21 protein-coding genes are annotated in these 25,397 nt (G+C 59.2%); 14 read left to right on the forward strand and 7 right to left on the reverse strand.

Annotated features, from left to right (window positions below):
* Window positions 1-85: 85 nt before the first annotated feature.
* From trxB to infA, 5 genes are all read left to right on the forward strand, one after another.
* Window positions 86-1,054 (forward strand): thioredoxin-disulfide reductase, encoded by a 969-nt coding sequence (trxB, locus tag AB8W27_RS13290; protein WP_015740702.1) that lies wholly within the window; start codon window positions 86-88, stop codon window positions 1,052-1,054.
* A 115-nt stretch (window positions 1,055-1,169) separates the two neighbouring features.
* Window positions 1,170-2,936 carry a cysteine/glutathione ABC transporter permease/ATP-binding protein CydD gene (gene cydD / locus AB8W27_RS13295; protein ID WP_015740701.1) on the forward strand — a complete coding sequence of 589 codons (1,767 nt, stop codon included), beginning with the start codon at window positions 1,170-1,172 and terminating at the stop codon, window positions 2,934-2,936.
* Complete coding sequence (gene cydC / locus AB8W27_RS13300; protein WP_015740700.1) at window positions 2,937-4,670, forward strand: cysteine/glutathione ABC transporter ATP-binding protein/permease CydC; 1,734 nt, start codon at window positions 2,937-2,939, stop codon at window positions 4,668-4,670. It begins immediately after the preceding gene.
* Window positions 4,671-4,707: 37 nt separating this feature from the next.
* Window positions 4,708-5,412, forward strand: a complete 705-nt coding sequence (aat, locus tag AB8W27_RS13305) for a leucyl/phenylalanyl-tRNA--protein transferase (RefSeq protein WP_041923386.1) — start codon at window positions 4,708-4,710, stop codon at window positions 5,410-5,412.
* A gap of 275 nt (window positions 5,413-5,687) precedes the next feature.
* Window positions 5,688-5,906 carry a translation initiation factor IF-1 gene (infA, locus tag AB8W27_RS13310; RefSeq protein WP_001040187.1) on the forward strand — a complete coding sequence of 73 codons (219 nt, stop codon included), beginning with the start codon at window positions 5,688-5,690 and terminating at the stop codon, window positions 5,904-5,906.
* A 173-nt stretch (window positions 5,907-6,079) separates the two neighbouring features.
* Here the strand turns inward: infA and clpA are convergent, their stop codons facing one another.
* Together clpA and clpS are read right to left on the reverse strand one after the other, a co-directional pair.
* Window positions 6,080-8,353, reverse strand: a complete 2,274-nt coding sequence (gene clpA / locus AB8W27_RS13315; RefSeq protein ID WP_007768740.1) for an ATP-dependent Clp protease ATP-binding subunit ClpA — start codon at window positions 8,351-8,353, stop codon at window positions 6,080-6,082.
* Between the two features lie 28 nt (window positions 8,354-8,381).
* On the reverse strand, window positions 8,382-8,702 hold the full coding sequence (gene clpS, locus AB8W27_RS13320; RefSeq protein ID WP_004387936.1) for an ATP-dependent Clp protease adapter ClpS: 321 nt from the start codon (window positions 8,700-8,702) through the stop codon (window positions 8,382-8,384).
* 325 nt (window positions 8,703-9,027) lie between these two features.
* On the opposite strand from clpS, the gene cspD reads away from it, so the two are divergent.
* Window positions 9,028-9,258 (forward strand): cold shock-like protein CspD, encoded by a 231-nt coding sequence (cspD, locus tag AB8W27_RS13325; protein ID WP_007768736.1) that lies wholly within the window; start codon window positions 9,028-9,030, stop codon window positions 9,256-9,258.
* A gap of 64 nt (window positions 9,259-9,322) precedes the next feature.
* Here the strand turns inward: cspD and macB are convergent, their stop codons facing one another.
* Both macB and macA read right to left on the reverse strand, forming a co-directional pair.
* Window positions 9,323-11,266 carry a macrolide ABC transporter ATP-binding protein/permease MacB gene (gene macB / locus AB8W27_RS13330; protein WP_015740695.1) on the reverse strand — a complete coding sequence of 648 codons (1,944 nt, stop codon included), beginning with the start codon at window positions 11,264-11,266 and terminating at the stop codon, window positions 9,323-9,325.
* Entirely contained in the window at window positions 11,263-12,375 is a 1,113-nt protein-coding gene (gene macA, locus AB8W27_RS13335; RefSeq protein ID WP_015740694.1) for a macrolide transporter subunit MacA, read from the reverse strand. The genes macB and macA overlap by 4 nt, the downstream gene beginning before the upstream one ends.
* Window positions 12,376-12,535: 160 nt before the next feature.
* Here macA and AB8W27_RS13340 point away from each other — a divergent pair, with 160 nt between their 5' ends.
* Window positions 12,536-13,489: a VirK/YbjX family protein gene (locus AB8W27_RS13340; protein WP_041923385.1), complete on the forward strand. Its 954-nt coding sequence runs from the start codon at window positions 12,536-12,538 to the stop codon at window positions 13,487-13,489.
* Between the two features lie 199 nt (window positions 13,490-13,688).
* On the opposite strand, the gene AB8W27_RS13345 is transcribed toward AB8W27_RS13340, so the two are convergent.
* Window positions 13,689-15,347 carry an ATP-dependent endonuclease gene (locus AB8W27_RS13345; protein ID WP_015740692.1) on the reverse strand — a complete coding sequence of 553 codons (1,659 nt, stop codon included), beginning with the start codon at window positions 15,345-15,347 and terminating at the stop codon, window positions 13,689-13,691.
* A gap of 278 nt (window positions 15,348-15,625) precedes the next feature.
* Here AB8W27_RS13345 and AB8W27_RS13350 point away from each other — a divergent pair, with 278 nt between their 5' ends.
* From AB8W27_RS13350 to AB8W27_RS13375, 6 genes are all read left to right on the forward strand, one after another.
* Window positions 15,626-16,525: a lysine exporter LysO family protein gene (locus tag AB8W27_RS13350; protein WP_007768724.1), complete on the forward strand. Its 900-nt coding sequence runs from the start codon at window positions 15,626-15,628 to the stop codon at window positions 16,523-16,525.
* A gap of 140 nt (window positions 16,526-16,665) precedes the next feature.
* Complete coding sequence (hcp, locus tag AB8W27_RS13355) at window positions 16,666-18,318, forward strand: hydroxylamine reductase (protein WP_015740691.1); 1,653 nt, start codon at window positions 16,666-16,668, stop codon at window positions 18,316-18,318.
* 10 nt (window positions 18,319-18,328) lie between these two features.
* The gene (hcr, locus tag AB8W27_RS13360; RefSeq protein ID WP_015740690.1) at window positions 18,329-19,297 is read left to right on the forward strand and encodes an NADH oxidoreductase; all 969 of its coding nucleotides are present in this window, start codon (window positions 18,329-18,331) and stop codon (window positions 19,295-19,297) included.
* 263 nt (window positions 19,298-19,560) lie between these two features.
* The gene (gene poxB, locus AB8W27_RS13365; RefSeq protein WP_041923384.1) at window positions 19,561-21,279 is read left to right on the forward strand and encodes a ubiquinone-dependent pyruvate dehydrogenase; all 1,719 of its coding nucleotides are present in this window, start codon (window positions 19,561-19,563) and stop codon (window positions 21,277-21,279) included.
* Window positions 21,280-21,313: 34 nt separating this feature from the next.
* The gene (ltaE, locus tag AB8W27_RS13370; protein ID WP_015740688.1) at window positions 21,314-22,321 is read left to right on the forward strand and encodes a low-specificity L-threonine aldolase; all 1,008 of its coding nucleotides are present in this window, start codon (window positions 21,314-21,316) and stop codon (window positions 22,319-22,321) included.
* 129 nt (window positions 22,322-22,450) lie between these two features.
* Window positions 22,451-23,467, forward strand: coding sequence for an NAD(P)-dependent oxidoreductase (locus AB8W27_RS13375; protein ID WP_041923383.1), 1,017 nt, complete (start codon window positions 22,451-22,453; stop codon window positions 23,465-23,467).
* Between the two features lie 64 nt (window positions 23,468-23,531).
* On the opposite strand, the gene AB8W27_RS13380 is transcribed toward AB8W27_RS13375, so the two are convergent.
* Together AB8W27_RS13380 and AB8W27_RS13385 are read right to left on the reverse strand one after the other, a co-directional pair.
* On the reverse strand, window positions 23,532-24,362 hold the full coding sequence (locus AB8W27_RS13380; protein ID WP_041923382.1) for an N-acetylmuramoyl-L-alanine amidase: 831 nt from the start codon (window positions 24,360-24,362) through the stop codon (window positions 23,532-23,534).
* Window positions 24,359-24,682: a heavy metal-binding domain-containing protein gene (locus AB8W27_RS13385; protein ID WP_004386731.1), complete on the reverse strand. Its 324-nt coding sequence runs from the start codon at window positions 24,680-24,682 to the stop codon at window positions 24,359-24,361. The genes AB8W27_RS13380 and AB8W27_RS13385 overlap by 4 nt, the downstream gene beginning before the upstream one ends.
* A gap of 128 nt (window positions 24,683-24,810) precedes the next feature.
* Here AB8W27_RS13385 and AB8W27_RS13390 point away from each other — a divergent pair, with 128 nt between their 5' ends.
* A complete protein-coding gene (locus AB8W27_RS13390; RefSeq protein WP_007768704.1) occupies window positions 24,811-25,338 on the forward strand; it encodes a lipoprotein in 528 nt (175 codons plus the stop codon).
* The last annotated feature ends 59 nt before the right edge of the window (window positions 25,339-25,397 follow it).

Here is a 25,397-nt window from a genome sequence, read left to right on the forward strand (position 1 = left end):
GTTAACAAAATTGCCACACTCTTTTTTTAGCCCGGTAAATTCCCTACAATCCAGCCCATTGTCTGCCAACAACAATGAGGATCTCATGGGCACGGCTAAACACAGTAAGCTGTTAATTCTTGGCTCCGGCCCGGCGGGATACACCGCTGCGGTCTACGCGGCGCGCGCCAACCTGAAGCCGGTTCTGATTACCGGGATGGAAAAAGGCGGTCAGTTGACCACTACCACGGAAGTGGAAAACTGGCCGGGCGACCCGCACGATCTGACCGGTCCGCTGTTGATGGAACGCATGCACGAGCATGCCGCGAAGTTTGAAACAGAAATCCTGTTCGATCATATCAACAAGGTCGATCTGCAAAACCGTCCGTTCCGTCTTATCGGCGACAGCGGCGAATACACCTGCGACGCGCTTATCATCGCCACCGGCGCCTCCGCGCGTTATCTGGGCCTGCCGTCTGAAGAAGCCTATAAAGGCCGCGGCGTCTCCGCCTGCGCCACCTGTGACGGATTCTTCTACCGCAACCAGAAAGTCGCGGTTATCGGCGGCGGCAACACGGCCGTAGAAGAAGCGCTGTATCTGGCGAATATCGCCTCTGAAGTACACCTGATCCATCGCCGCGACACGTTCCGCGCCGAGAAGATCCTGATAAAACGCCTGATGGATAAAGTGGAAAGCGGCAACATCGTGCTGCATACCCACCGCACGCTGGAAGAAGTGACCGGCGATCAGATGGGCGTCAGCGGCCTGCGTCTGCGCGATACGGTTAACCCGGAAAACGTCGAGACGCTGGACGTTGCAGGCCTGTTCGTCGCGATCGGCCACAGCCCGAACACCGCGATTTTTGATGGGCAGCTGGAGCTTGAGAACGGCTACATCAAAGTACAGTCCGGCATTCACGGCAACGCCACCCAGACCAGCATCCCGGGCGTCTTCGCCGCAGGCGATGTGATGGACCATATCTACCGCCAGGCCATCACCTCCGCTGGCACTGGCTGTATGGCCGCGCTGGATGCCGAGCGCTACCTGGACGGCCTTGCTGAAAAGCAGAGTTAATTCCGCACGTTAAACAAGGCGACGAATCAGTCGCCTTTCTTTTATCCCCGTTGTAACATTGCCTGCTCTCTCGCCTTGCGGCGAGCACTCTGGATTTTACTGCTCAGTGCATGCAATGAATAAAACCCGTCAACAAGAACTGACCCGCTGGCTTAAACAGCAAAGCGTTATCTCCCGCCGCTGGCTTAACCTGTCGCGCCTGCTGGGCGTGGTGAGCGGTTTGCTTATCGTCGCGCAGGCCTGGCTGCTGGCCAATCTCCTTAACGATTTGATAATCAAAGCCATTCCCCGCGAGGCGCAGCTGCTGCCGTTTGTGCTGTTGATTCTGGTCTTTGTCCTGCGCGCCTGGGTGGTATGGCTAAGGGAAAAAGTCGGGTTTCACGCCGGTCAGCATATCCGCGCCCGCATTCGTCAGCAGGTGATGAACCGGTTACAGGAGGCCGGGCCTGCCTGGATCCAGGGGAAACCCGCCGGCAGCTGGGCTACGCTTATCCTTGAGCAGATCGACGATATGCACGATTTCTACGCCCGCTATCTGCCGCAAATGGCGCTGGCGGCGAGCGTGCCGCTGCTGATTGTGCTGGCGATTTTCCCTTATAACTGGGCAGCGGCGCTGATCCTGCTTTGCACCGCGCCGCTAATTCCGCTGTTTATGGCGATGGTCGGCATGGGCGCCGCCGATGCCAACCGCCGCAATTTTCAGGCGCTGGCGCGCCTGAGCGGAAACTTCCTTGACCGCCTGCGCGGTATGGAAACCCTGCGCCTTTTCAACCGCGGCGCGGCGGAAACGCATAACATTCAGGCGGCTTCTCAGGATTTCCGCCAGCGCACGATGGAAGTGCTGCGCCTGGCGTTTCTCTCCTCCGGCGTGCTGGAGTTTTTCACCTCGCTTTCTATCGCGCTGGTCGCGGTCTATTTCGGCTTCTCTTACCTGGGTGAACTCAATTTCGGCCATTACGGTACGGGCGTAACGCTGTTCGCCGGTTTCCTGGCGCTGATTCTGGCGCCGGAATTCTTCCAGCCGCTGCGCGATCTCGGCACCTTTTATCATGCCAAAGCGCAGGCTATTGGCGCGGCGGACAGCCTGAAAACCTTCCTTGAAACCCCGATTCAGCATGCTGAGAAAGGCGCGCTGGAGTTACCCGGCTGCGAGCCGATTTCGCTTGAGGCGCAGGGGCTGACCATCCTCTCTCCGCAGGGGAAACGTCTCGCCGGACCGCTGAATTTCACGCTGCCTGCGGGTAAACGCGTGGCGCTGGTGGGGCAAAGCGGCGCCGGAAAAAGCTCGCTCTTAAATCTGCTGGCCGGGTTTCTGCCGTATGAAGGCTCGCTGCGCGTCAATGGTGTTGAGCTGCGCGAGCTGGAGCCGGACAGCTGGCGGCGTCAGTTAAGCTGGGTCGGGCAAAACCCGCAGTTGCCTGCCGGGACGCTCAAAGAAAACGTCTTACTGGCCGATCCCGAGGCGAGCGATGCGCAGCTTCAGGCCGCGCTTGATAAAGCGTGGGTAAGCGAGTTCTTACCGCTGCTGGTGCAGGGCGTCGACACGCCAGTCGGCGATCAGTCGTCCGGCCTCTCCGTCGGTCAGGCGCAGCGCGTGGCGGTCGCCCGTGCGCTGTTAACGCCGTGTCGTTTGCTGCTGCTCGATGAACCTTCCGCAAGCCTGGATGCCGGCAGCGAGCGCCGCGTGATGCAGGCGCTGGAGACCGCGTCGCTGGCGCAGACCACGCTGATGGTGACGCACCAGATTGATGATATCGCCGCCTGGGATGAAGTCTGGGTGATGCGCGACGGGCGTATCGTGGAGCGCGGCGACGTCGCCACGCTTAGCGAGGCCGACGGCTATTTCGCGGCGCTGCTGGCGCACCGTCAGGAGGAGATTTAAATGCGCGGGTTACTACCCTATCTGGCGCTCTATAAACGCCACAAATGGCTGCTGTCGCTCGGCGTCGTGCTGGCTATCGTGACGCTGCTCGCCAGCATCGGCCTGTTGACGCTCTCCGGCTGGTTTCTCTCCGCCTCAGCGGTGGTGGGCATGGCTGGCCTCTACAGCTTTAACTATATGCTGCCTGCCGCAGGCGTTCGCGGTGCCGCGATTATCCGCACCGCGGGACGTTACTTTGAGCGCCTGGTGAGCCACGAAGGCACGTTCCGCGTGCTGGAGCACTTGCGCGTCTATACCTTCAGTCGCCTGCTGCCGCTCTCTCCGTCCGGGCTGGCGCGTTTTCGTCAGGGCGAATTGCTTAACCGCCTGGTGGCGGATGTCGATACGCTGGATCACCTCTATCTGCGCGTGATTTCACCGCTGATCGGCGCGCTTGCTGTTATTGTCGTGGTGACGCTCGGTTTAAGCCTGCTGGATGTGACGCTGGCGCTGACGCTCGGCGGGATCATGCTGGCGACGCTGCTACTGCTCCCTCCCCTCTTCTATCGCGCCGGTCGTCCGGTGGGCGAAGCGCTGACGATGCTTCGCGCCAGCTACCGCCAGCAACTGACAGGCTGGTTGCAGGGCCAGGCGGAATTGTCGATTTTCGGCGCGGCCGGGCGCTATCGCGATAATCTTGATGCGACCGAGCAGATCTGGCACGAGGCGCAGCGTCGCCAGGCCGGGCTGACGGCGCTCTCGCAGGCGATGATGATGCTGATAAGCGGCATGACGGTGGTGCTGATCCTGTGGCTGGCCGCAGGCGGCGTTGGGGGCAACAGCACACCCGGCTCGCTTATCGCGCTGTTTGTCTTCTGCGCGCTGGCCGCCTTTGAAGCGCTGGCGCCGGTGGGCGGCGCGTTCCAGCACCTGGGCCAGGTTATCGCCTCCGCGCGTCGCGTGAGCGAGGTGATTGACCAGCCTGCTGACATCACTTTTGCTAAGCCGGGCGCAGACGCTCCGCACGAGGCCTCGCTGTCGCTGCGTAACGTGAGCTTCAGCTTTCCGGGCCAGCCTCAGCCTGCGCTGCGCGATATTACGCTTGATGTCGCGCCGGGCGAGCACATCGCTATCCTTGGGCGCACCGGCTGCGGGAAGTCGACGCTGCTGCAACTTTTGACCCGCGCCTGGGACCCGACCTCCGGCGACGTGGCGCTTGGCGGCGTTTCCATTAGCGAATACCACGAAGCGGCGCTGCGCGCGACCATGAGCGTCGTGCCGCAGCGCGTGCATCTTTTTAGCGCCACGCTTCGCGATAATCTCCGGCTCGCCGCGCCGCAGGCCGATGACGCCGCGCTCGGCGCAGTACTCGCCCGCGTAGGGCTTGAAAAACTGCTGGAAGACGACGGGCTGAACGCCTGGCTTGGCGAAGGTGGACGCCAGCTATCCGGCGGGGAACTACGCCGTCTCGGCATCGCCCGCGCGCTGCTGCATGACGCGCCAGTGCTTTTACTGGATGAGCCGACGGAAGGGCTGGATGCCGAAACCGAGCGACAGATACTGGCACTTGTTAAAGAGGTCGCCGCAGAGAAAACGCTGCTGATGGTCACGCATCGCCTGCAGGGACTGACGGCGTTCGATCGCATCATTGTCATGGACAGCGGGCAGATTACTGAACAAGGTAGTCACAAGGAATTACTGGCGCTGCAGGGACGTTATTATCAGTTTCGCGCGCGCTCAGTACACTATCATTGATTGATATTTGGCACTGTTGTCAGGGAGCGCCGTTGTGATGCGTCTGGTGCAGCTTTCTCGTCATTCGATTGCTTTCCCCTCGCCTGAGGGAGCGTTACGTGAACCCAACGGCTTACTGGCATTAGGCGGCGATCTCAGCCCGGCGCGCCTGATGATGGCCTATCAGCACGGCATTTTTCCGTGGTTTTCACCAGGCGACCCGATTTTATGGTGGTCGCCGGATCCGCGCGCGGTGCTCTGGCCCGACCGGCTGCACGTCAGCCGTAGTATGAAGCGTTTTCACCGCCGCTCGCCTTATCGCGTGACGCTGAATCACGCCTTTAGCGCCGTTATTCAGGGCTGCGCCAGCGATCGCGACGACGGTACCTGGATAACCAACGATGTGGTTATCGCCTGGCAGCGCCTCCATGAACTGGGCCATGCGCACTCGATTGAAGTCTGGCAGGACGATGAACTGGTGGGCGGCATGTATGGCGTGGCGCAGGGCGCGCTGTTTTGCGGCGAGTCGATGTTCAGTCGCCGGGAAAATGCCTCAAAAACCGCGCTGGTGGTGTTTTGCGACTACTTTTTAACGCAGGGCGGCAGGCTTATCGACTGCCAGGTGCTTAACCCGCACACCGCCTCGCTGGGCGCGGTCGAGATCCCGCGCCGCGATTATTTACAACAGCTGGCTGAGCTTCGCCAGTTGCCGTTCGAAAAACGCGGCTGGGTGCCGCAAACCCTTTTTACCTCCGCAGGATAGCAGAATGTTTTCGGCACATTTTTTGTCAGGGTGTTATACTTATGCACGCAGAAAATGACTGCCATTACCCTGCCGCCGTTTTGGGACCCTCCGTTAACGCAACGCTTTGGATCTCACGCTCCCCGTTATGCTTGCGCTGCCCGCGCGGTTTTGTCGTGGAGACAAGCAGGCGCAGCGGTACGACGGGCATTTCGCCCGCAAAACTTTACTTAATGGGTGAACTTGGGCATTATCTTGCCGGTTCAAACTATGGTAGTGATACCCCAGAGGATTAGATGGCCAAAGAAGACAATATTGAAATGCAGGGTACCGTTCTTGAAACGTTACCTAACACTATGTTCCGCGTAGAACTGGAAAACGGTCACGTGGTAACTGCCCATATCTCCGGTAAAATGCGCAAAAACTACATCCGCATTCTGACGGGCGACAAAGTGACTGTTGAGCTGACCCCGTACGACCTGAGCAAAGGCCGCATTGTCTTCCGTAGTCGCTAAGTTTATACCGGCTTCTTATTAAGAGAAGCCAGGCCGCGCCGCCGTTTGCCGCGCCAGCCTGAGAAAAAGCGCCGCCCTTTCGCGGCGCTTTTTTTATACGTAAACCCCATGAAAACGCCATAAAAAAACGCCGGATATCGCTATCCGGCGTTGTGTTTTACAGGCGTACTGCTTTAGTGCGCGGCTTCAGGCTTATGCTTCTGCGCGCTCTGGAAGCTGTACGTCAGCTTATCGCCTTCTTTATCCAGCGCGACGGCGACCTGACCGCCATCCACCAGCGAACCGAAGAGCAGTTCGTTGGCCAGCGGTTTCTTCAGGTTATCCTGAATCACACGGGTCATGGGGCGTGCGCCCATCGCACGGTCATAGCCTTTCTCGGCCAGCCAGTCACGCGCTTCCTGGGTAACTTCCAGGGAGACGCCTTTCTGGTCAAGCTGCGCCTGCAGTTCGACGATGAACTTGTCGACCACCTGATGAATCACCTCGGTAGAGAGATGGTTGAACCAGATAATATTGTCGAGACGGTTGCGGAACTCCGGCGTGAAGATCTTTTTGATCTCCTCCATCGCGTCGGTGCTGTTGTCCTGACGGATAAGCCCTATCGATTTACGCTCGGTTTCACGCACGCCGGCGTTGGTGGTCATCACCAGAATCACGTTGCGGAAATCCGCTTTGCGCCCGTTGTTATCGGTCAGCGTGCCGTTGTCCATCACCTGCAGCAGCAGGTTAAAGACGTCCGGATGCGCTTTTTCGATTTCATCAAGCAGCAGCACCGCATGCGGATGTTTGATGACCGCGTCGGTCAGCAGACCGCCCTGATCAAAACCGACATAGCCCGGAGGCGCGCCGATCAGGCGACTGACGGTATGGCGTTCCATATACTCGGACATATCAAAACGCAGCAGCTCAATCCCCAGCGCTTTTGATAACTGCACCGTCACCTCGGTTTTCCCAACGCCGGTTGGGCCTGCGAAGAGGAAAGAGCCCACCGGTTTACGGTCATGCCCCAGCCCCGCGCGGCTCATTTTGATGGCTTCGGTTAATGCCTCAATGGCTTTATCCTGACCAAACACCAGCATTTTCAGGCGATCGCCCAGATTTTTCAGCGTATCGCGATCGCTTTGCGACACGCTCTTCTCCGGGATACGCGCGATACGGGCAACCACAGTTTCGATATCCGCCACATTGACGGTTTTCTTACGCTTGCTGACCGGCATCAGACGCGCACGCGCGCCCGCTTCGTCGATGACGTCAATGGCTTTATCCGGCAGATGGCGGTCGTTGATATATTTCACCGCCAGCTCCACCGCCGCGCGTACTGCTTTCGCGGTGTAACGGACGTCGTGATGCGCTTCATATTTCGGCTTCAGGCCGTTAATGATCTGTACGGTTTCCTCAACGCTCGGCTCGGTGATGTCGATTTTCTGGAAGCGACGCGCCAGCGCGCGGTCTTTTTCGAAAATGTTGCTGAACTCCTGATACGTCGTGGAGCCCATCACCCGGATTTTGCCGCTGGAGAGCAGCGGTTTGATCAGGTTTGCCGCATCGACCTGGCCGCCGGAAGCCGCGCCCGCGCCGATGATGGTATGGATTTCATCGATAAACAGAATGCTGTTGTTATCCTGTTCCAGCTGTTTGAGCAGCGCCTTAAAGCGTTTTTCAAAATCGCCGCGGTATTTGGTGCCCGCCAGCAGCGAGCCGATATCCAGCGCGTAGATAGTGCAGTCGGCCATCACTTCCGGAACGTCGCCCTGCACGATACGCCAGGCGAGCCCCTCGGCAATCGCGGTTTTCCCGACGCCGGACTCGCCCACCAGCAGCGGGTTGTTTTTCCGGCGACGGCAGAGCACCTGAATCGCGCGCTCAAGCTCTTTATCGCGGCCAATCAGCGGATCGATGCCGCCAACGCGGGCAAGCTGATTGAGATTGGTGGTGAAGTTTTCCATACGCTCCTCCCCGCCTGCCTGCTCTTCGTTGACCGGATTGTCATTGCCCGGCGCCTGGCCCGGCTCGTCTTTACGGGTACCGTGGGAGATGAAATTCACCACATCGAGGCGACTGACTTCATGTTTACGCAACAGATAGGCCGCCTGGGACTCCTGTTCGCTGAAGATAGCCACTAAGACATTGGCGCCAGTCACTTCGCTACGGCCGGAGGACTGGACATGGAACACGGCGCGCTGCAACACGCGCTGGAAGCTAAGCGTCGGCTGAGTGTCGCGCTCCTCTTCGCTTGCGGGCAGGACGGGTGTGGTTTGTTCAATGAAGGCTTCGAGTTCCTGACGCAGCGCCACCAGATCCACGGAGCAGGCTTCAAGCGCCTCCCGTGCCGATGGGTTACTGAGCAGAGCCAGTAACAGATGCTCGACGGTCATAAACTCATGTCGGTGCTCGCGCGCTCTGGCGAAAGCCATGTTTAAACTGAGTTCCAGTTCCTGGTTGAGCATAGGGCACCCCCTCAATAGTTTGCCTTAATCAGGCTTTTTCCAGCGTACACAACAACGGATGGTCGTTCTCCCTCGCATATTTGTTCACCAGCGCCACTTTGGTTTCCGCCACTTCCGCGGTGAAAACGCCACAGATGGCTTTCCCCTGATAGTGAACCGTGAGCATCAGTTGCGTCGCACGTTCTACATCATAAGAAAAGAACTTTTGTAGCACGTCAATAACAAATTCCATCGGCGTGTAATCGTCGTTCATTAATATAACTTTATACATGGATGGCGGTTTTAGCGCTTCGCGCAGATCATCTTCCGCCAAATGGTCAAAATCCAGCCAACTTTTGTCTTTACTCATTGCCAGTCGTCATCATGGTTAAACAGTACAGCCAGCGTGTTTTCCGGCGCTCTGGTTGAGTGTAATACGCATCCCGAATCTACCCTAATGTTCAGTAAGCGACCAGCTATCACTGGTATTCGCGAGCTCTGTCACATTAATGAAAATAGCGTTAACTGCTTCAAAATTTTGACTCAATACCACCAGCCAGACCCCCGTGAACGCTTGACGCAGAGTGCGATTTCTCTAAATTGTACAAGCGTGAGTTGGCGAGGTTTTGAACAGCCCCCCTCACCCACCGGTTCAATCCATCTTACTCAATAAGACTTATGAAGGATGTCGAAGCATGGAGACGGGTACTGTTAAATGGTTCAATAACGCCAAAGGGTTTGGGTTCATCTGCCCTGAAGGCGGCGGCGAAGATATTTTCGCGCACTACTCTACAATCCAGATGGACGGCTACAGAACGCTGAAAGCCGGACAAGTCGTGAGGTTCGATGTGCATCAGGGTCCCAAAGGCAACCATGCCAGCGTTATTGTCCCTCTTGAAGCAGAAGTCGCACCCGCAGTTGCGTAACTCTTCTGTTTCATTGTGTACATCCTGCTCCTGAAATGCCAGTCCCGGGGACTGGCATTTTTATTTATTCTCGGGCAAGCGCGTCAACAGGATTGAGTCTGGCGGCGTTGCGGGCGGGCAGCCAGCCGAACAGCACCCCCGTCGCGCTTGAGCACAAAAACGCCGTCAACAGCGCCACAGGCGAGAAACCTATTTCCCAGCCTGGTAAAATCAGCTGTAAAGCAAACGCGATCAGCAATGAAAGCCCGATGCCGAGCGCGCCGCCCACCAGGCAGACCAGCACCGCCTCAATCAAAAACTGTTGCAGCACATCGCTCTTACGCGCGCCGACCGCCATACGAATGCCGATCTCTCGCGTGCGCTCGGTTACCGACACCAGCATGATATTCATCACCCCGATACCGCCCACCACCAGCGAAATTACCGCCACCAGCGTTAAAAACAGTTGAAGAGTACGTGTGGTCTTTTCCGCCGTTTTCAACACGCCGTCCATATTCCAGGTGAAAAAGTCTTTTTTGCCGTGGCGCAACGACAGGAGACGCGTCAACTGCTGCTCCGCCTCACCGCTGTCGTAGCCCTCTTTTACCCGCACCGTAATGGAGTTCAGCCACGACTGCCCCATAATGCGCCCAGACATCGTGCTGTACGGCATCCATACCCGCAGAATTTTGCTGCTGCCGAACATCGACTGCTTCTCTTCCGCCACGCCGATGACCGTTGCGGGCATATTGCCGACCAGCACCACTTCGCCCACCACGTTCGCCTTGTTGGGAAAGAGCTGGCGGCGCGCGTTGCTGTCGATAACCACCACCTGCGCGCGGCCGCGCAACTGCTCGTCGTTGAAGGTGTTGCCTTCGCTGAAGGTCATGCCGTAGACGTTAAAATATTGCCCGCTCACGCCGTTAGCGCTGGCGGCGACATCCACGTTGCCATAGCGCAGGCGCAGGCTTTGCGACACCGTCGGCGTGGCGGAGCTCACCCACGGCTGGCGCTGGATAGCCTGCAGATCGTCATACTGCAACGCCTGCTGATATTGCGGATCGTCATCGCCAAAATCTTTGCCGGGATAGACATCTATCGTGTTAGTGCCGATGGAGCGAATATCCTCCAGCACCATCTGTTTGGCGGCGTCGCCGACCACCACAATAGAAACGACTGACGCGATGCCAATGATAATTCCGAGCATGGTCAGCAGCGTGCGCATCTTGTTGGCCGCCATCGCAAGCCAGGCCATGGTCAGCGCTTCACGAAAGCTATTGATAAACTGCCCTAACGCCGGGGCGTCGTGCGGCTGCGCAGACAGCCCGGCCACGTCGCGTTTCCCGACCGGCGGCGGGTTACTGATTATCTCCCCGTCGCGAATTTCGATAATGCGTTCAGCCTGGGCGGCGACATCAGGATCGTGGGTGACGATAATCACCGTGTGCCCGCGGTCGCGCAGCTGTTTTAAGGTCGCGATCACCTCTTCGCCGGAATGGCTGTCGAGCGCGCCGGTCGGTTCGTCGGCCAGAATCACCTGCCCGCCGTTCATCAGCGCGCGGGCGATACACACGCGCTGCTGCTGACCGCCGGAAAGTTGCGAGGGCTGATACTCGACGCGCGCTTCAAGGCCAAGCCGCGCCAGTAATTCGCGCGCCCGCGCCTGACGCGCGGCCCGCCCGGTGCCGGCATAAATAGCAGGCACTTCAACATTCTGCGCGGCCGTCAGGTGCGAGAGCAGATGGTAGCGCTGGAAAATAAAGCCGAAATGCTCGCGCCGCAGACGGGCGAGCGCGTCGTCGCCAAGCGTCGCCACATCCACGCCCGCCACCTTGTAGCTGCCGCTGCTCGGCTTATCGAGACAGCCGAGAATATTCATCAGCGTCGATTTGCCGGAGCCGGACGCGCCGACAATCGCCACCATTTCACCGGCATTGATGGTCAGCGTGACGCCTTTTAAGACCTCGACCTCCGTTTCGCCCGACGGATAGCTACGGCGAATATCGCGCAGCTCAAGCAGCGCCGTCATTGATCGCTCCCGCTCGCGCGACCAATAACCACTTCATCACCTTCTGCAAGCCCCTGCACCACTTCAACCTGCGTGTCGTTACGCGCGCCGATAGTCACTTCGCGCTCGCGGGTTTCGCCGTTACGCAGCAGCGTCACCTTATAGCGGTTATCGCCTACCGGCTCGCCCAGCGCCGCCAGCGGAATGGTCAGCACATCGTCGACGCCGCCGAGCTGAATATGCACCTGCGCGGTCATATCCAGGCGCAGCACGCCCTGCGGGTTGGGCACTTCAAAACGGGCATAGTAAAAAATGGCGTCGTTGATTTTCTCAGGCGTCGGAAGAATATCTTTTAGCCGCCCTTCGTAGCGGGTCAGCGGATCGCCAAGCACGGTAAACCAGGCTTTCTGGCCCGGTTTCAGGTGGATGATATCTGCTTCGGAGACCTGCGCCTTCACCAGCATGGTGCTGAGATCGGCGAGCGTCAGGATGTTAGGCGCCTGCTGCGCGGCGATGACCGTCTGGCCCTGCAGCGTGGTTATCTGCGTCACTTCACCGGCAATGGGCGCGGTGATGCGGGTGTAATCGAGGTTAGTGTTGGCTGTGCTGAGCGAGGCCTGATTGCGCTTGATCTGCGCATCGATAGTGCCGATCTGCGCCTCTTTCACCGCAAGCTCGGTCGCGGCTGTATCGAGATCCTGGCGCGAAATCGCCTGCGTGCGGGCAAGCTGCTGCTGGCGAGAAAGCGTGACGCGGGCGAGTTTCATCTCCGCCTCGGCCTGGCGTCGCTGGGCGCGCAACTCCATTAACGTCGCTTCCACTTCTTTAATCTGGTTTTCAGCCTGCTCAGGATCGATAACGCCGAGAAGCTGATCTTTTTTCACTTTATCGCCGATATTGACCGATAACGTTTTGAGCTGGCCGCTCACCTGCGCGCCGACATCCACTTTACGCAGCGCGTCGAGCTTGCCGGTCGCGAGCACGCTTTGTTGCAAATCTCCTTTGCGCACCAGCATGGTCTGATAACGGGGCAGAGGCGCATTCAGTGTCTTCCAGAGCCAGACCGCGCCGATAACGATAACCAGAACCAGCACCACGTAGCGCTTCTTGATCCTTCCCTTAAGCTTCATATCTTTCCTGACGTTTCGGACGAGTAAACAGAGTGTGCTCTCCTATTCTAAACGCATTCTCAACCAAACCCTATGCGGCCAACAAATAAACCACGGCGTTGATATTGCGTTGAGTGATAGTTTGTTCCCATAGCCTGAGACTTCATCACGAGACCAGGTTATGTCCGCACTTGCCGAAATATCCATTCAGCCGCCAGCCTACAACGCCTGGCAACTCTTTCGTCTGCTCGCGACAGGCCAGAAAACGCCGGGCCTTGCCTGGCAGAACCCAGCCTATCGCCGGAAATTTATTCTGCGCTCGCTGGCGACCCCTTTTGCGACCCGTCGCTGGCTTGCGGTACTCGCGCGCCAGCCGATGCTCGACGCGTTGCTCTATGCGCAGCCAGGCCTGCCGTGCCGTCTGCACCGGCCGTGGCTGTCGGTCAATATCTCGCGTAAAACGGCGCTGGCGGCGCTGGAATATCATTACCAGCATATCGCCCGCCTTCTGCCCGACGCGCTGATGCAGGGACATCTGACGCGTAAAGGCGTCACGCTTGCCCTGCTCACCGGGAAAAACGACGCGCAGTATCATGTGGATCTTGCCGCCGTCGCGGATCTGGATAAAGAAGGCGAAACGACGGCGATTTTCCGTGACGCCGCGGGCGTCGCGCTTGCTGAAATGACCTTTACGCTCTGCGAGGTGGACGGTGAATCTGCGCTGTTTATCGGCGGCTTACAGGGCGCCAAAGCCTGGGTTGAGCACGATCAGATTCAGGTGGCGACTAAAGCCTGCCACGGTCTGTTTCCTAAGCGCCTGCTGCTGGAAGCGGTTTGCCTGCTGGCGCAGCGTTTTGCGGTAAGTCAGATACTCGCTGTCAGCAATGAGACGCATATCTACCGTAGCTGGCGCTACGCGAAGAAGAAAAAGGACAAACTGCACGCCGACTACGACAGCTTCTGGGAATCGCTCGGCGGCTATAAGGATACGCAGGGGCTTTACCATATGCCGTTGCAGATCGCCCGCAAATCGCCTGAAGAGATTGCGAGCAAAAAACGGGCGGAGTATCGCCGCCGTTATGAACTGCTGGACAGCATGACCGCGCAAATCGCCGCGCGGTTTAATGAGAGGTAATCTGCGGGCGGACTGGCGGTTGCGCATTGCTTACCCACCCTACGGGATGCCGTGGTTACCCGAGTAAACCGGCGGGTGCGCGTTGCTTACCCGCCCTACGGGATGCCGTGGTTGCCCGGGTAAACCGGCGGTTGCGCGTTGCTTACCCGTCCTACGCAATGCCACGGTTGTCCCAGTAAAACGGGGGCGAGGACGGAAGCTAATCCGCCCGTCCGCGGGCGAGCCACAGCACGCGCGAGAACATTTTGCGCAGCAATGGCGGCACGGCGTCCATCCCACGGCGGGCGGCTTCCATCGCCACTTCAATCGCGAGATCGGGTTTCGACGAGCGATGAATCGCTTTAACGATGACCCGCCGCATATTCATATGCATGGTTTCCGGCAGTTGCGCGACGCGGTAAAACACGGCGTCAAACCCTCCGCGATACATAAAATGTTCCATGTCCAGCGCGGGAAGCTCGGTGAGATGCTGGCGCATCTGTTCGCTGTCGTTATTCACAATCCCCTTCACCGTCGCGGCATATTTGCGCCCGGCATCGTCGCCATCCACCAGCACATGCCATTCAATGCCCATCCGGCGGGCGAATTTAATCAGCGGTTTCAACCCCGACTGGGCAAACTCAATGACTTTGATGCCTTCAGCCTCGAAGTGGTAACCGCACTGACGCGCCAGTTCGTTCATCATCCAGACTTCGGTTTCCCCCTCCACCAGCAACCAGCAGCGCGCGAACAGCGCCGATGGCCGGTTAAAGCGGATATGAAACGCGATGCGCCGGCTGTCTTCGGCATTCATGCCGCCGGGCCCAAGCCGCCACGCCGCCACCTTGCCGGAAGCGCGCACCAATCTGCACACATGCTCGACCGGCGTCATCGACAGCAGCTCGCCGGAATTGGTGGTGGTCAGCTTTTGCAGCGGCAACAGGTTCAGCAACTGCCAGGCCACCGACAGCATAATGGGGTGCAGCCGCGTCTCCGGATCTTCCACCAGCAGTAGCGGCCTGGCGTATTTATCGAGCCGCACGTTGCCTTTGGCCTGCAAAAGTGTCGAAAACAGCCCAAGCAGGATCACCCTGTAGGCCCGCCCGCCGGGCTTATCAATCATACGGTTGATGATGTCGAGATAGCGCCAGCTGCGCTGTTCGTCATGCGAGTGACGGCGCATCAGGCGATAGCGCGGACCTGCTGTGCCCTGCTCGGAAAAGTAGTGCTCCAGCAGTTGCACCATGGCCGACAGCCCCTGGCGGATCTGCTCGTCCGTCAGGTTTTGCGGGCGGGAAACCAGTTCACGGGTCAGAAACTCCAGCTCGCGCGCGGTCACTTCCATCTGGGGCGTCGCGATGATGGCGCTGTCGTGCAGGCGGCGCATAAAACGGGCGTCACGCAGGCGCAGCACCGGGTTCAACCGAATGAGCTGACGCGCCTGTGCGTCAATATCGTCCAGCGCGATCGCCTCGCCCTGCGCATTAAGGAAGCTGCGCAGCGTAAGCACGCTGTTATCGTCGTTAAGCTCGCCCTCCAGCCGGTAGAAAATCCGCTGGTAGCCATCACCGCCCGGCGTCATCAGCGCGCGCAGGCCGCGAAAACGACGGCGCTGAAAATCGCCCGGCTCCGTCTCGCGGAAAATCAGAATGAGGTGCAGATGACGTTCGCGCCCGTGAATATCGCCCGGCGGGAACCAGAAATCATTGCGCGTAAAAGAATAGAGCGTATCGCCCGGGTTCAGCAGCAGCGTAAGCGCATCCAGCAGGCTTGATTTCCCCCACGCGTTTTCGCCGATCAGTACATTATTATGTTCAAGCGTTAACGATAAGCGGTTAATTCCGCGAAACCCGGCGACTTCCACGCGCTCAAGAAACATCTCTCCTCCGGCTGCATCTGTTTGGCTGCGTGTCGGCAGTATAGCTATTCAATCAGAGCCTTAACAGAGCGTGGCGGGACGGAAAATCCGCGTTGCGAGGCGTCTCGAAATAATAAAAAAGGTGATGGTCAGGACAGGTCATAAATGGCTTTCATGATGCGCTAACACAATGAAATAAGGCTAATAACCGTGGCTTTACTCGCCAGGGTGAATTCTGTAGGGTGTGGCGGCACGCTTATTATTCCGCTCTTTCAGTAATTTCAGGAACCGCACGCCTCATGTTCTCAGGACTGTTAATTATCTTAGCGCCGCTTATTCTCGGCTATCTCATTCCCCTGCGCAGCGCAGGCGCGTTACGGCTTATCAATCAGTTATTGAGCTGGCTCGTGTATATCATTCTTTTCTTTATGGGCATCAGCCTCGCGTTTCTGGATAACCTGTCGGCAAATCTGCTGGCGATTTTGCACTATTCCGCCGTCAGCATTACGGTCATTATGCTGTGCAATATCGCCGCCCTCCTGTGGCTTGAGCGCGCGATCCCCTGGCGACATCAGCATCGCCAGGAGAAACTGCCGTCACGTCTCGCGATGGCGCTGGAATCCCTCAAGCTTTGCGGCGTGGTGGTGCTCGGTTTTCTGCTGGGTCTGACTGGCCTTGCTTTTCTCAAACACGCCACCGAAGCCAGCGAATACACCTTAATTTTCCTGCTGTTCCTGATAGGCATTCAGCTTCGCAACAACGGCATGACGCTGAAACAGATAGTGCTGAATCGCCGCGGGATGATGGTGGCGATAGTGGTGCTGGTCAGTTCGCTAATCGCAGGCGCCGTGAATGCGCTGCTGCTCGGGCTGCCGCTGCGCGCGGGGCTTGCGATGGCGTCCGGCTTCGGCTGGTATTCACTCTCCGGCATTCTGATGACGGAATCTTTCGGGCCGGTTATCGGCAGCGCCGCATTCTTTAACGATCTGGGCCGCGAGCTTATCGCGATTATGCTGATCCCGGCGCTGGTGCGCCGCAGCCGCTCTACCGCGCTCGGTATCTGCGGGGCGACATCAATGGATTTCACGCTGCCGGTACTGCAACGCAGCGGCGGTCTGGAGCTGGTGCCTGCGGCTATCGTGCACGGGTTTATTCTGAGCCTGCTGGTGCCGGTGCTGATGGCGTTTTTCGCCGCCTGATACTCCTTTGGCGGTAGGCTTCTGCCGCCAAAATTGCGTTATATCAATCTCTCTTCAAGTTCCTTAAAAATCGCTTTTCACCCTTCGTGCCGAAGCCTAACCTTAAACATGCATATTAAATATAACTTTAAGGTGTCATCATGTTTTGCGTGCAATGTGAACAAACGATTCGTACTCCGGCAGGCAACGGCTGCGCGTATGCGCAAGGGATGTGCGGGAAAACCGCCGAAACCTCCGACCTTCAGGATCTGCTGATTGCGGCTTTGCAGGGGCTTTCCGCCTGGGCGGTCAAAGCACGCGAGCTTGGCATCATCGATCACCATGTAGACAGCTTCGCGCCCCGCGCGTTTTTCTCTACCCTGACCAACGTTAACTTCGATTCTCCGCGCATCGTGGGTTACGCCCGCGAGGCCATCGCCCTGCGCGAGGCGCTGAAAACCCAGTGCCAGGCTATTGACCCAAACGCGCAGGTCGATAATCCGATGGCGTCGCTGGCGCTGATAAGCGACGATCTCGGCGATTTACAGCGCCAGGCCGCCGCGTTCGCGCCAAATATCGACAAAGCGGTGATTGGCGAGAATATTCTCGGTCTGCGTCTGCTCTGCCTCTACGGCCTGAAAGGCGCCGCGGCCTATATGGAGCACGCGCATGTGCTCGATCAGTACGATAACGACATTTATGCCCGCTACCATAACATCATGGCGTGGCTCGGCACCTGGCCTGCGGACATGAACGCGCTGCTGGAATGCGCGATGGAAATCGGCCAGATGAACTTCAGCGTGATGAGCATTCTGGATGCGGGCGAAACCAACAAATATGGCCACCCGACCCCGACGCAGGTCAACGTCAAAGCCGTGGCGGGGAAATGCATTCTGATTTCCGGCCACGATCTGCAAGATCTTTATAACCTGCTGGAACAGACCGAAGGCACCGGCGTAAATGTTTACACCCACGGCGAAATGCTGCCGGCGCACGGCTACCCGGAGCTGCGCAAATTTAAGCACCTGGTCGGCAACTATGGCAGCGGCTGGCAGAATCAGCAGGTAGAGTTTGCGCGCTTCCCTGGTCCCATTGTGATGACCTCCAACTGTATTATCGACCCGACCGTCGGCAGTTACGACGATCGTATCTGGACCCGTAGCATCGTCGGCTGGCCGGGCGTAAGCCATCTTGAAGGCGACGACTTCGGGCCGGTCATTACCCAGGCGCAGCAGATGGCGGGCTTCCCGTACAGCGAAATCGAACACCTCATCACCGTCGGCTTCGGCCGTCAGACGCTGCTCGGCGCCGCCGACACGCTGATCGATCTGGTGAGCCGCGAAAAACTGCGTCACATCTTCCTGGTCGGCGGCTGCGACGGCGCGCGCGGCGAACGCAGTTACTTTACCGATTTCGCCACCCAGGTGCCGCAGGACTGCCTGATCCTGACGCTCGCCTGCGGCAAATACCGCTTTAACAAGCTCGACTTCGGCGCGATCGAAGGCCTGCCGCGTCTGGTGGACGCCGGTCAGTGTAACGACGCCTACTCCGCCATTATTCTCGCGGTGACGCTGGCGGAAAAACTGGGCTGCGGCGTCAACGATCTGCCGCTGTCGCTGGTGCTGTCGTGGTTTGAACAAAAAGCGATTGTGATCCTGCTGACGCTGCTGTCGCTCGGCGTGACCAATATCGTTACCGGTCCGACCGCGCCTGGCTTCCTGACGCCGGATCTGCTGGCGGTGCTGAATGAGAAATTCGGCCTGCGCCAGGTGACCACCGTTGAGCAGGATATGCGCGAGCTGTTAGGCGCGTAAGGAGGAAACGATGACGATGCCGACCCCACAATGCCCGTGGCGGATGCAGGTGCACCATATCCGGCAGGAGACACCAGATGTCTGGACGCTTTCGCTGCTGTGCCACGATTTCTATCCGTATCAGGCGGGGCAGTATGCGCTGGTGAGCATTCGCAACAGCGCCGATACCCTGCGCGCGTATACGATTTCTTCAACGCCCGGTGTGAGCCCGTTGATTACGCTGACGGTGCGCCGCATCGACAATGGCGAAGGCTCAGGCTGGCTGACGCGCGAAGTCAAACGCGGCGATTACCTGTGGCTGTCTGACGCGCAGGGCGACTTTACCTGCGCCGATAAAGCGCAGGACCGCTTTCTGCTGCTGGCGGGCGGTTGCGGCGTGACGCCGGTGATGTCGATGCGCCGCTGGCTGGCGAAATATCGCCCTCAGGCGGACGTACAGGTGATTTATAACGTGCGCACGCCGCAGGATGTGATTTTCGCCGACGAGTGGCGCGATTATCCGGTAACCCTGGTGGCGGAAAACGGCGACGCGCCGGGCTTTTTGCAGGGTCGTCTGACCCGCGAGATGCTGATGGCGGTGCCGGATTTCGCCCGCCGTACCGTGATGTTGTGCGGCCCCGCGCCGTATATGGATTTCGTGGAGCAGGAAGTGAAAGCGCTCGGCGTGACGCGCTTTTATAAAGAGCAGTTTTTCACGCCGGTGGCTGAAGCCGCGACGAGCGGGCTTAAGTTCACCACGCTTACCCCGGCGCGCGAGTTTTACGGTGCGGTCGGCACCACGCTGCTGGCGGCGCTTGAGAGCAATCAGGTGCCGGTCAACGCCGCATGCCGCGCAGGCGTGTGCGGCTGCTGTAAAACGCAGGTGCTCTCCGGCGAGTACAGCGTGACCAGCACCATGACGCTGACGGAACAGGAGATCGCCGACGGTTACGTGCTGGCGTGTTCGTGCCATCCGGCAGGCGATCTGGTTCTGGCGTGATGTGATTTTCCGGTAGCGGGTTTGTGATATGGGCGTGGTGGGTGCGCGTGGCTTACCCGCCCTACGTAAAATCGATGCGATGACGTCTGTAGGGTGGGTAAGCGTGAGCGCCCCCACCCTTCTCAGACCACTATCAACCCCCCTCTTCGGCCTCCCCCTCTTTCACTGCATCCTGCTGATAAACGCAACGGCCCCCCCTGCCTGTCGGTAAATCTGGACTACGCTTGTAACCGTTATCACTGACTTTTCACAAAGGAGGGAAAATGAAACATACCGTGGCGTCCTATATCGCAAAAACCCTGGAGCAGGCGGGCGTGAAACGCATCTGGGGGGTGACGGGTGACTCGCTCAATGGCCTTAGCGACAGCTTAAACCGCATGGGCACTATCGAGTGGATGTCCACCCGCCATGAAGAGGTCGCGGCGTTCGCGGCAGGCGCGGAAGCGCAGCTGACCGGCGAACTGGCGGTCTGCGCGGGCTCCTGCGGGCCTGGGAACCTGCACCTTATCAACGGCCTGTTTGACTGCCACCGCAACAATGTCCCCGTGCTGGCTATCGCCGCGCACATTCCCTCCAGTGAAATCGGCAGCGGCTATTTCCAGGAGACGCACCCGCAGGAACTGTTTCGCGAATGCAGCCACTATTGCGAGCTGGTGTCGAGCCCGGAGCAGATCCCGCAGGTGCTGGCCATCGCGCTGCGTAAAGCGGTGCTGGAGCGCGGCGTCTCGGTGATTGTCCTGCCCGGCGACGTGGCGCTGAAACCCGCGCCGGAAGAGGCCAGCCCCGGCTGGTATCACGCGCCGCAGCCGGTCATCGTGCCGCCGCAGGACGAACTGAAAAAGCTCGCCCAGCTGCTGCGCTACTCCGATAACATCGCGCTGATGTGCGGCAGCGGCTGCGCGGGCGCGCATCAGGAGCTACTGGAATTCGCCCGCACGCTGAAAGCGCCCATCGTCCACGCCCTGCGCGGCAAAGAGCATGTCGAGTACGACAACCCGTACGATGTGGGCATGACCGGGCTAATCGGCTTCTCCTCCGGCTACCACACCATGATGAACGCCGACACGCTGATCCTCCTTGGCACCCGCTTCCCCTACCGCGCGTTCTACCCGGCTCACGCCAAAATCATTCAGATAGATATCAACCCCGGCAGCATCGGCGCGCACTGCAAAGTAGATATGGCGCTGGTGGGCGATGTGAAAGCCACGCTCGCCGCCCTGCTGCCGCTGCTGGAAGAGAAAACTGACCGCCACTTCCTGGATAAAGCGCTGGAAGATTACCGCGACGCGCGCAAGGGGCTGGATGATCTGGCGCAGCCGGGCGAAAAAGCCCTGCATCCGCAATATCTGGCCCGTCAGATTAGCCACTTCGCCGCGCCGGACGCTATTTTCACCTGCGATGTCGGCACGCCAACGGTATGGGCCGCGCGTTATCTGGAGATGAACGGTCAACGCCGCCTGCTCGGCTCGTTTAACCATGGCTCCATGGCGAACGCCATGCCGCAGGCGATAGGCGCTCAGGCCAGCGCGCCGGGGCGTCAGGTGGTGGCGATGTGCGGCGACGGCGGCTTTAGCATGCTGATGGGCGATCTGCTTTCGCTGGTGCAACTGAAGCTGCCGGTTAAAGTCATCGTCTTTAATAACAGCGTGCTGGGCTTTGTGGCGATGGAAATGAAAGCGGGCGGCTATCTGACCGACGGCACCGATCTGCATGACACCAACTACGCGCGCATCGCGGAAGCCTGCGGCATTCCGGGCATTCGCGTCGAGAAAGCGAGCGAGCTGGACGACGCCCTTTCGCGCGCCTTCAGCACCGACGGCCCGGTGGTGGTGGATGTCACCGTCGCCAAAGAAGAGCTGGCGATGCCGCCGCAAATCAAGATGGAGCAGGCCAAAGGTTTCAGCCTTTATATGCTGCGCGCCATCATTAATGGCCGTGGGGATGAAGTTATCGATCTGGCGAAAACCAACTGGTTCCGGTAAAAGAGACGTTTCTGTTCACTGAAAAGGATATGCCGTGATCGATTTACGCAGCGATACCGTCACGCGCCCCGGCAAAGCAATGCTGGAGCGCATGATGGCAGCCCCCACCGGGGATGATGTTTATGGCGACGACCCGACCGTCAACGCGCTTCAGGACTATGCCGCGCGTTTAAGCGGTAAAGAGGCGGCGCTGTTTTTGCCGACAGGCACCCAGGCCAACCTGGTGGCGCTGCTGAGCCACTGCGAACGCGGCGAAGAGTATATCGTCGGCCAGCTCGCGCATAATTATCTGTACGAAGCGGGCGGCGCGGCGGTGCTGGGCAGCATTCAGCCGCAGCCGATTGAAGCCAACGGCGACGGCACGCTGCCGCTGGATAAAGTGGCGGCGAAAATCAAACCCGACGATGTTCACTTCGCCCGCACCCGTCTGCTGAGCCTTGAAAATACCCATAACGGCAAAGTGCTGCCGCGCGACTACTTACAGCAGGCGTGGAACTTTACCCGCGAGCGCGGTCTGGCGCTGCACGTGGATGGCGCGCGTATCTTCAACGCCGTAGTGGCCTATGGCTGCGAGCTGAAAGATATCGCGCAGTATTGCGACACCTTCACGATTTGTCTCTCTAAAGGGCTTGGCGCGCCGGTAGGCTCGTTGCTGCTCGGCAGCCATGACTATATTAAGCGCGCGACACGCTGGCGAAAAATGACCGGCGGCGGTATGCGCCAGGCGGGTATTCTCGCGGCAGCGGGGCTGTATGCGCTGGAGCATAATGTCGCGCGACTGCAAGAAGACCACGATAACGCCGCCTGGCTTGCGGCGGCGCTGCGCGATGCGGGCGCCGACGTGCGCCGCCACGACACCAATATGCTGTTTATCAGCGTGCCGCCGGCGCAGGTGGCCGCCCTTGGCGCGTTCATGAAATCGCGCGACGTGCTGATTAGCGCCGCCCCGGTGACGCGCCTGGTCATGCATCTTGACGTCAACCGCGCGCAGCTTGAAACCCTCGTGGCGTACTGGCGGGAATTCTTACAGCAGGCGGCATAACGCGTTTTCAGCGCTGCGGCGAGGGGAATATTCAGCTGCGCTAACGCGCATTGTTACGTTGTTCCCATTGCATCAGCGCTGATTTCACGGAAGAATGCGCGGCTAAACGTTACAGCACAGTGGATCGATATGAAGGTACTGGTCACGGGCGCCACCAGCGGTTTAGGCCGAAACGCGGTCGAATATTTACGTCATCAGGGCGTTCAGGTCAGAGCCACCGGGCGCAACGAGGCGATGGGCAGACTGCTTGAGAAAATGGGCGCGGAGTTTATCCAGGCCGATTTAACCGAGCTGGTCTCGTCGCAGGCGAAAGCGATGCTGGCCGGTATCGATACCCTCTGGCACTGTTCCAGCTTTACCTCGCCCTGGGGCCCGCAGGAGGCGTTCGATCTCGCTAACGTGCGCGCCACCCGCCGTCTCGGCGAATGGGCTGTCGCCTGGGGCGTGCGCAATTTCGTGCATATCTCCTCGCCCGCGCTCTATTTCGATTATCACCACCATCGCGATATCCGCGAAGATTTCCGTCCGCACCGGCTGGCCAACGCTTTTGCGCGCAGCAAAGCCGCCAGCGAAGAGGTTATCCAGCTGCTGGCCCAGGCCAACCCGCAGACGCGCTTTACCATTCTGCGTCCGCAAAGCCTGTTCGGGCCGCATGATAAAGTCTTTTTCCCGCGCCTGGTGCAGATGATGCGCCACTATGGCAGCGTACTGCTGCCGCGCGGCGGCGAAGCGCTGGTCGATATGACCTATCACGAAAACGCGGTGCACGCGATGTGGCTTGCCAGCAGCAGCGCCTGTGACGCCCTGCCGTCAGGCCGCGCTTATAACATCACCAACGGCGAAGCGCGCCCGCTGAAAAGCATCGTGCAGAAGCTGATTGATGAACTGGGGATGTCGTGCCGTATCCGCTCGGTGCCCTATCCGATGCTGGATATCATGGCAAGAAGCCTGGAGCGGCTCGGCAAACATTCGCACAAAGAGCCGGCGCTGACGCATTACGGCGTCTCCAAGCTGAATTTCGATTTCACGCTGGATATCAGCCGCGCCGAAAGCGAACTGGGCTATAAACCGGTGGTGTCGCTGGATGAAGGCATCGAACGCACCGCGTACTGGCTGCGCGACCACGGTACGCTGCATCGCGGGTAACGCCCTACCCGCCAAAAATTAACGCCGCATTATGCGGCGTTTTTCATGTTTAACCCTGGTAATTTTACCCCTGACCATATTTCTCCAGCAGCGCCTCGGCGATGGCCTCGCTTTGCGCGTCCGGCAGGCCGTCGTAGCGCGCGGGCCGGAAGTGCATCTGGAACGCCTGAATCACGCGTGTGCGCTGCGCCTCGCTCATCTGCGGCGTCACCTCATAGCCGTAGCGCGTCAGCAGATCCAGCAGCGTCGTTTCATCGACCGGCGCATAAGGGTTACGCCCGGCGAGATAAAACGCCACGCGCTGTTCATCCGGCCATGCGCCGATGCCCTGCGCCGCCAGCGCCCGCCAGGGGAACAGCGGCCCCGGATCGTCTTTACGCTGCGGCGCGATATCCGCATGCGCCACGACGTTCTGCGGGGCTATCTGGTAGCGCCGGATGATGTCGCGCGCCAGATGGCTCAGCACCGCTATCTGCGGCGGGCTGAACGGGAAGTACTGCTTCTGGCCGTCGATTTTCCGGTAGCCGTAGTTTTCCAGTTCAATGCCCACGGAGGTGTCGTTTAAACGCGTGGCCCCGCGCCAGAAGCTGACGCCCGCATGCCACGCCAGTTCGCGCTCCGGCACCAGTTGCCAGATAACCGGTTTGCCGCTTTTCTGCGGCGGGTTCGCCGGGATCAGATAGTGCGAGCTGACGTGACGGTCAGTCAGCGTGGCAAGTGAAGTGTCAAAATCATCGGCGGTGTAGTGGATTACCAGCACTTTGATGCGCGGATACGCCGCCTGCGCCGCGCGGCGCGTATCCACCTGATAGTCGCCGCGATCGACAATCCCTTTTTCGCCCGCGCAGCCCGCGAGCAATGCCGCCAGTAATAGCGGCCAGCAACGCAGCCTCATCGACGGGTTTTCACCGCCGTGCCGGAAACGCTTACCATCAGCATGCTGCCGTCTTTGCCGACGGTTTCATAATCGATGTCAATCCCAACGACGGCATCAGCGCCAAGCGACGCCGCCTGGTCGCCCAGCTCGCGAAACGCGATTTCACGCGCCTTGCGCAGCTCTTTTTCATACGCGCCCGAACGGCCCCCGACGATGTCGCGGATGCCCGCGAAGAAATCGCGAAAGATATTCGCGCCGAGGATCGCCTCGCCGGTGACGACGCCGCAATACTCAACAATGACTTGTCCTTCCAGGGTTGGCGTGGTGGAAAACTGCATGGTTCTCTCCTTTTGGCTATCAATGCGTTAGCAGACGATACCAGACGCAATTCGGTCGCGATACGCTATGCTAAAAAAGTCCTGTGACAAGAAACGTAGTCCTGCTTATCGGAATAAGGAAATAAAAAATGCGCCATTCAGTTCTGACTCTGGTTATTCCGTGCGCCCTGCTGCTGAGCGCCTGTACGACCGTCACGCCCGCCTTTAAGGATATCGGCTCGCGCAGCGGCCCGTGCGTGGAAGGCGGCCCTGATACCGTGGCGGAACAGTTCTACCAGCATCGCATCGAACAGCGCAGCCAGGGACTGACGAACCTGACGTCTCTGCGCCCCTATTTAAGCGATTCGCTCTATCAGCTGCTGGACAAATCGAACCGTGAGAACCACCCCGGGAACGGATTCTTACGCACCGATCCGTTCTCAAGCCGCACTGAAACGCCTGACAGCGTGCGCGTCGCCAGCGCCTCGCGTATTCCGAACACGGACGCGCGCAATATTCCGCTGCGCGTCGAGCAGCGCCGCGGCGACACCGCCTGGCTGGATGAAGTGCTGATGGTGCGCGAAGGCCAGTGCTGGACGGTGGACGATGTGCGCTACCTTGGCGGCACCGTACACGCGCCTGCGGGCACGCTGCGCCAGTCGCTGGAGCGCCACTAAGCGAGACGGGGTGGCGCGTGCGATAAACCGTCTGGCTTAGCGCCATCTGGCCGACATTT

The sequence above is a fragment of the Cronobacter turicensis genome (assembly GCF_041222865.1).
Classification (GTDB): domain Bacteria; phylum Pseudomonadota; class Gammaproteobacteria; order Enterobacterales; family Enterobacteriaceae; genus Cronobacter; species Cronobacter turicensis.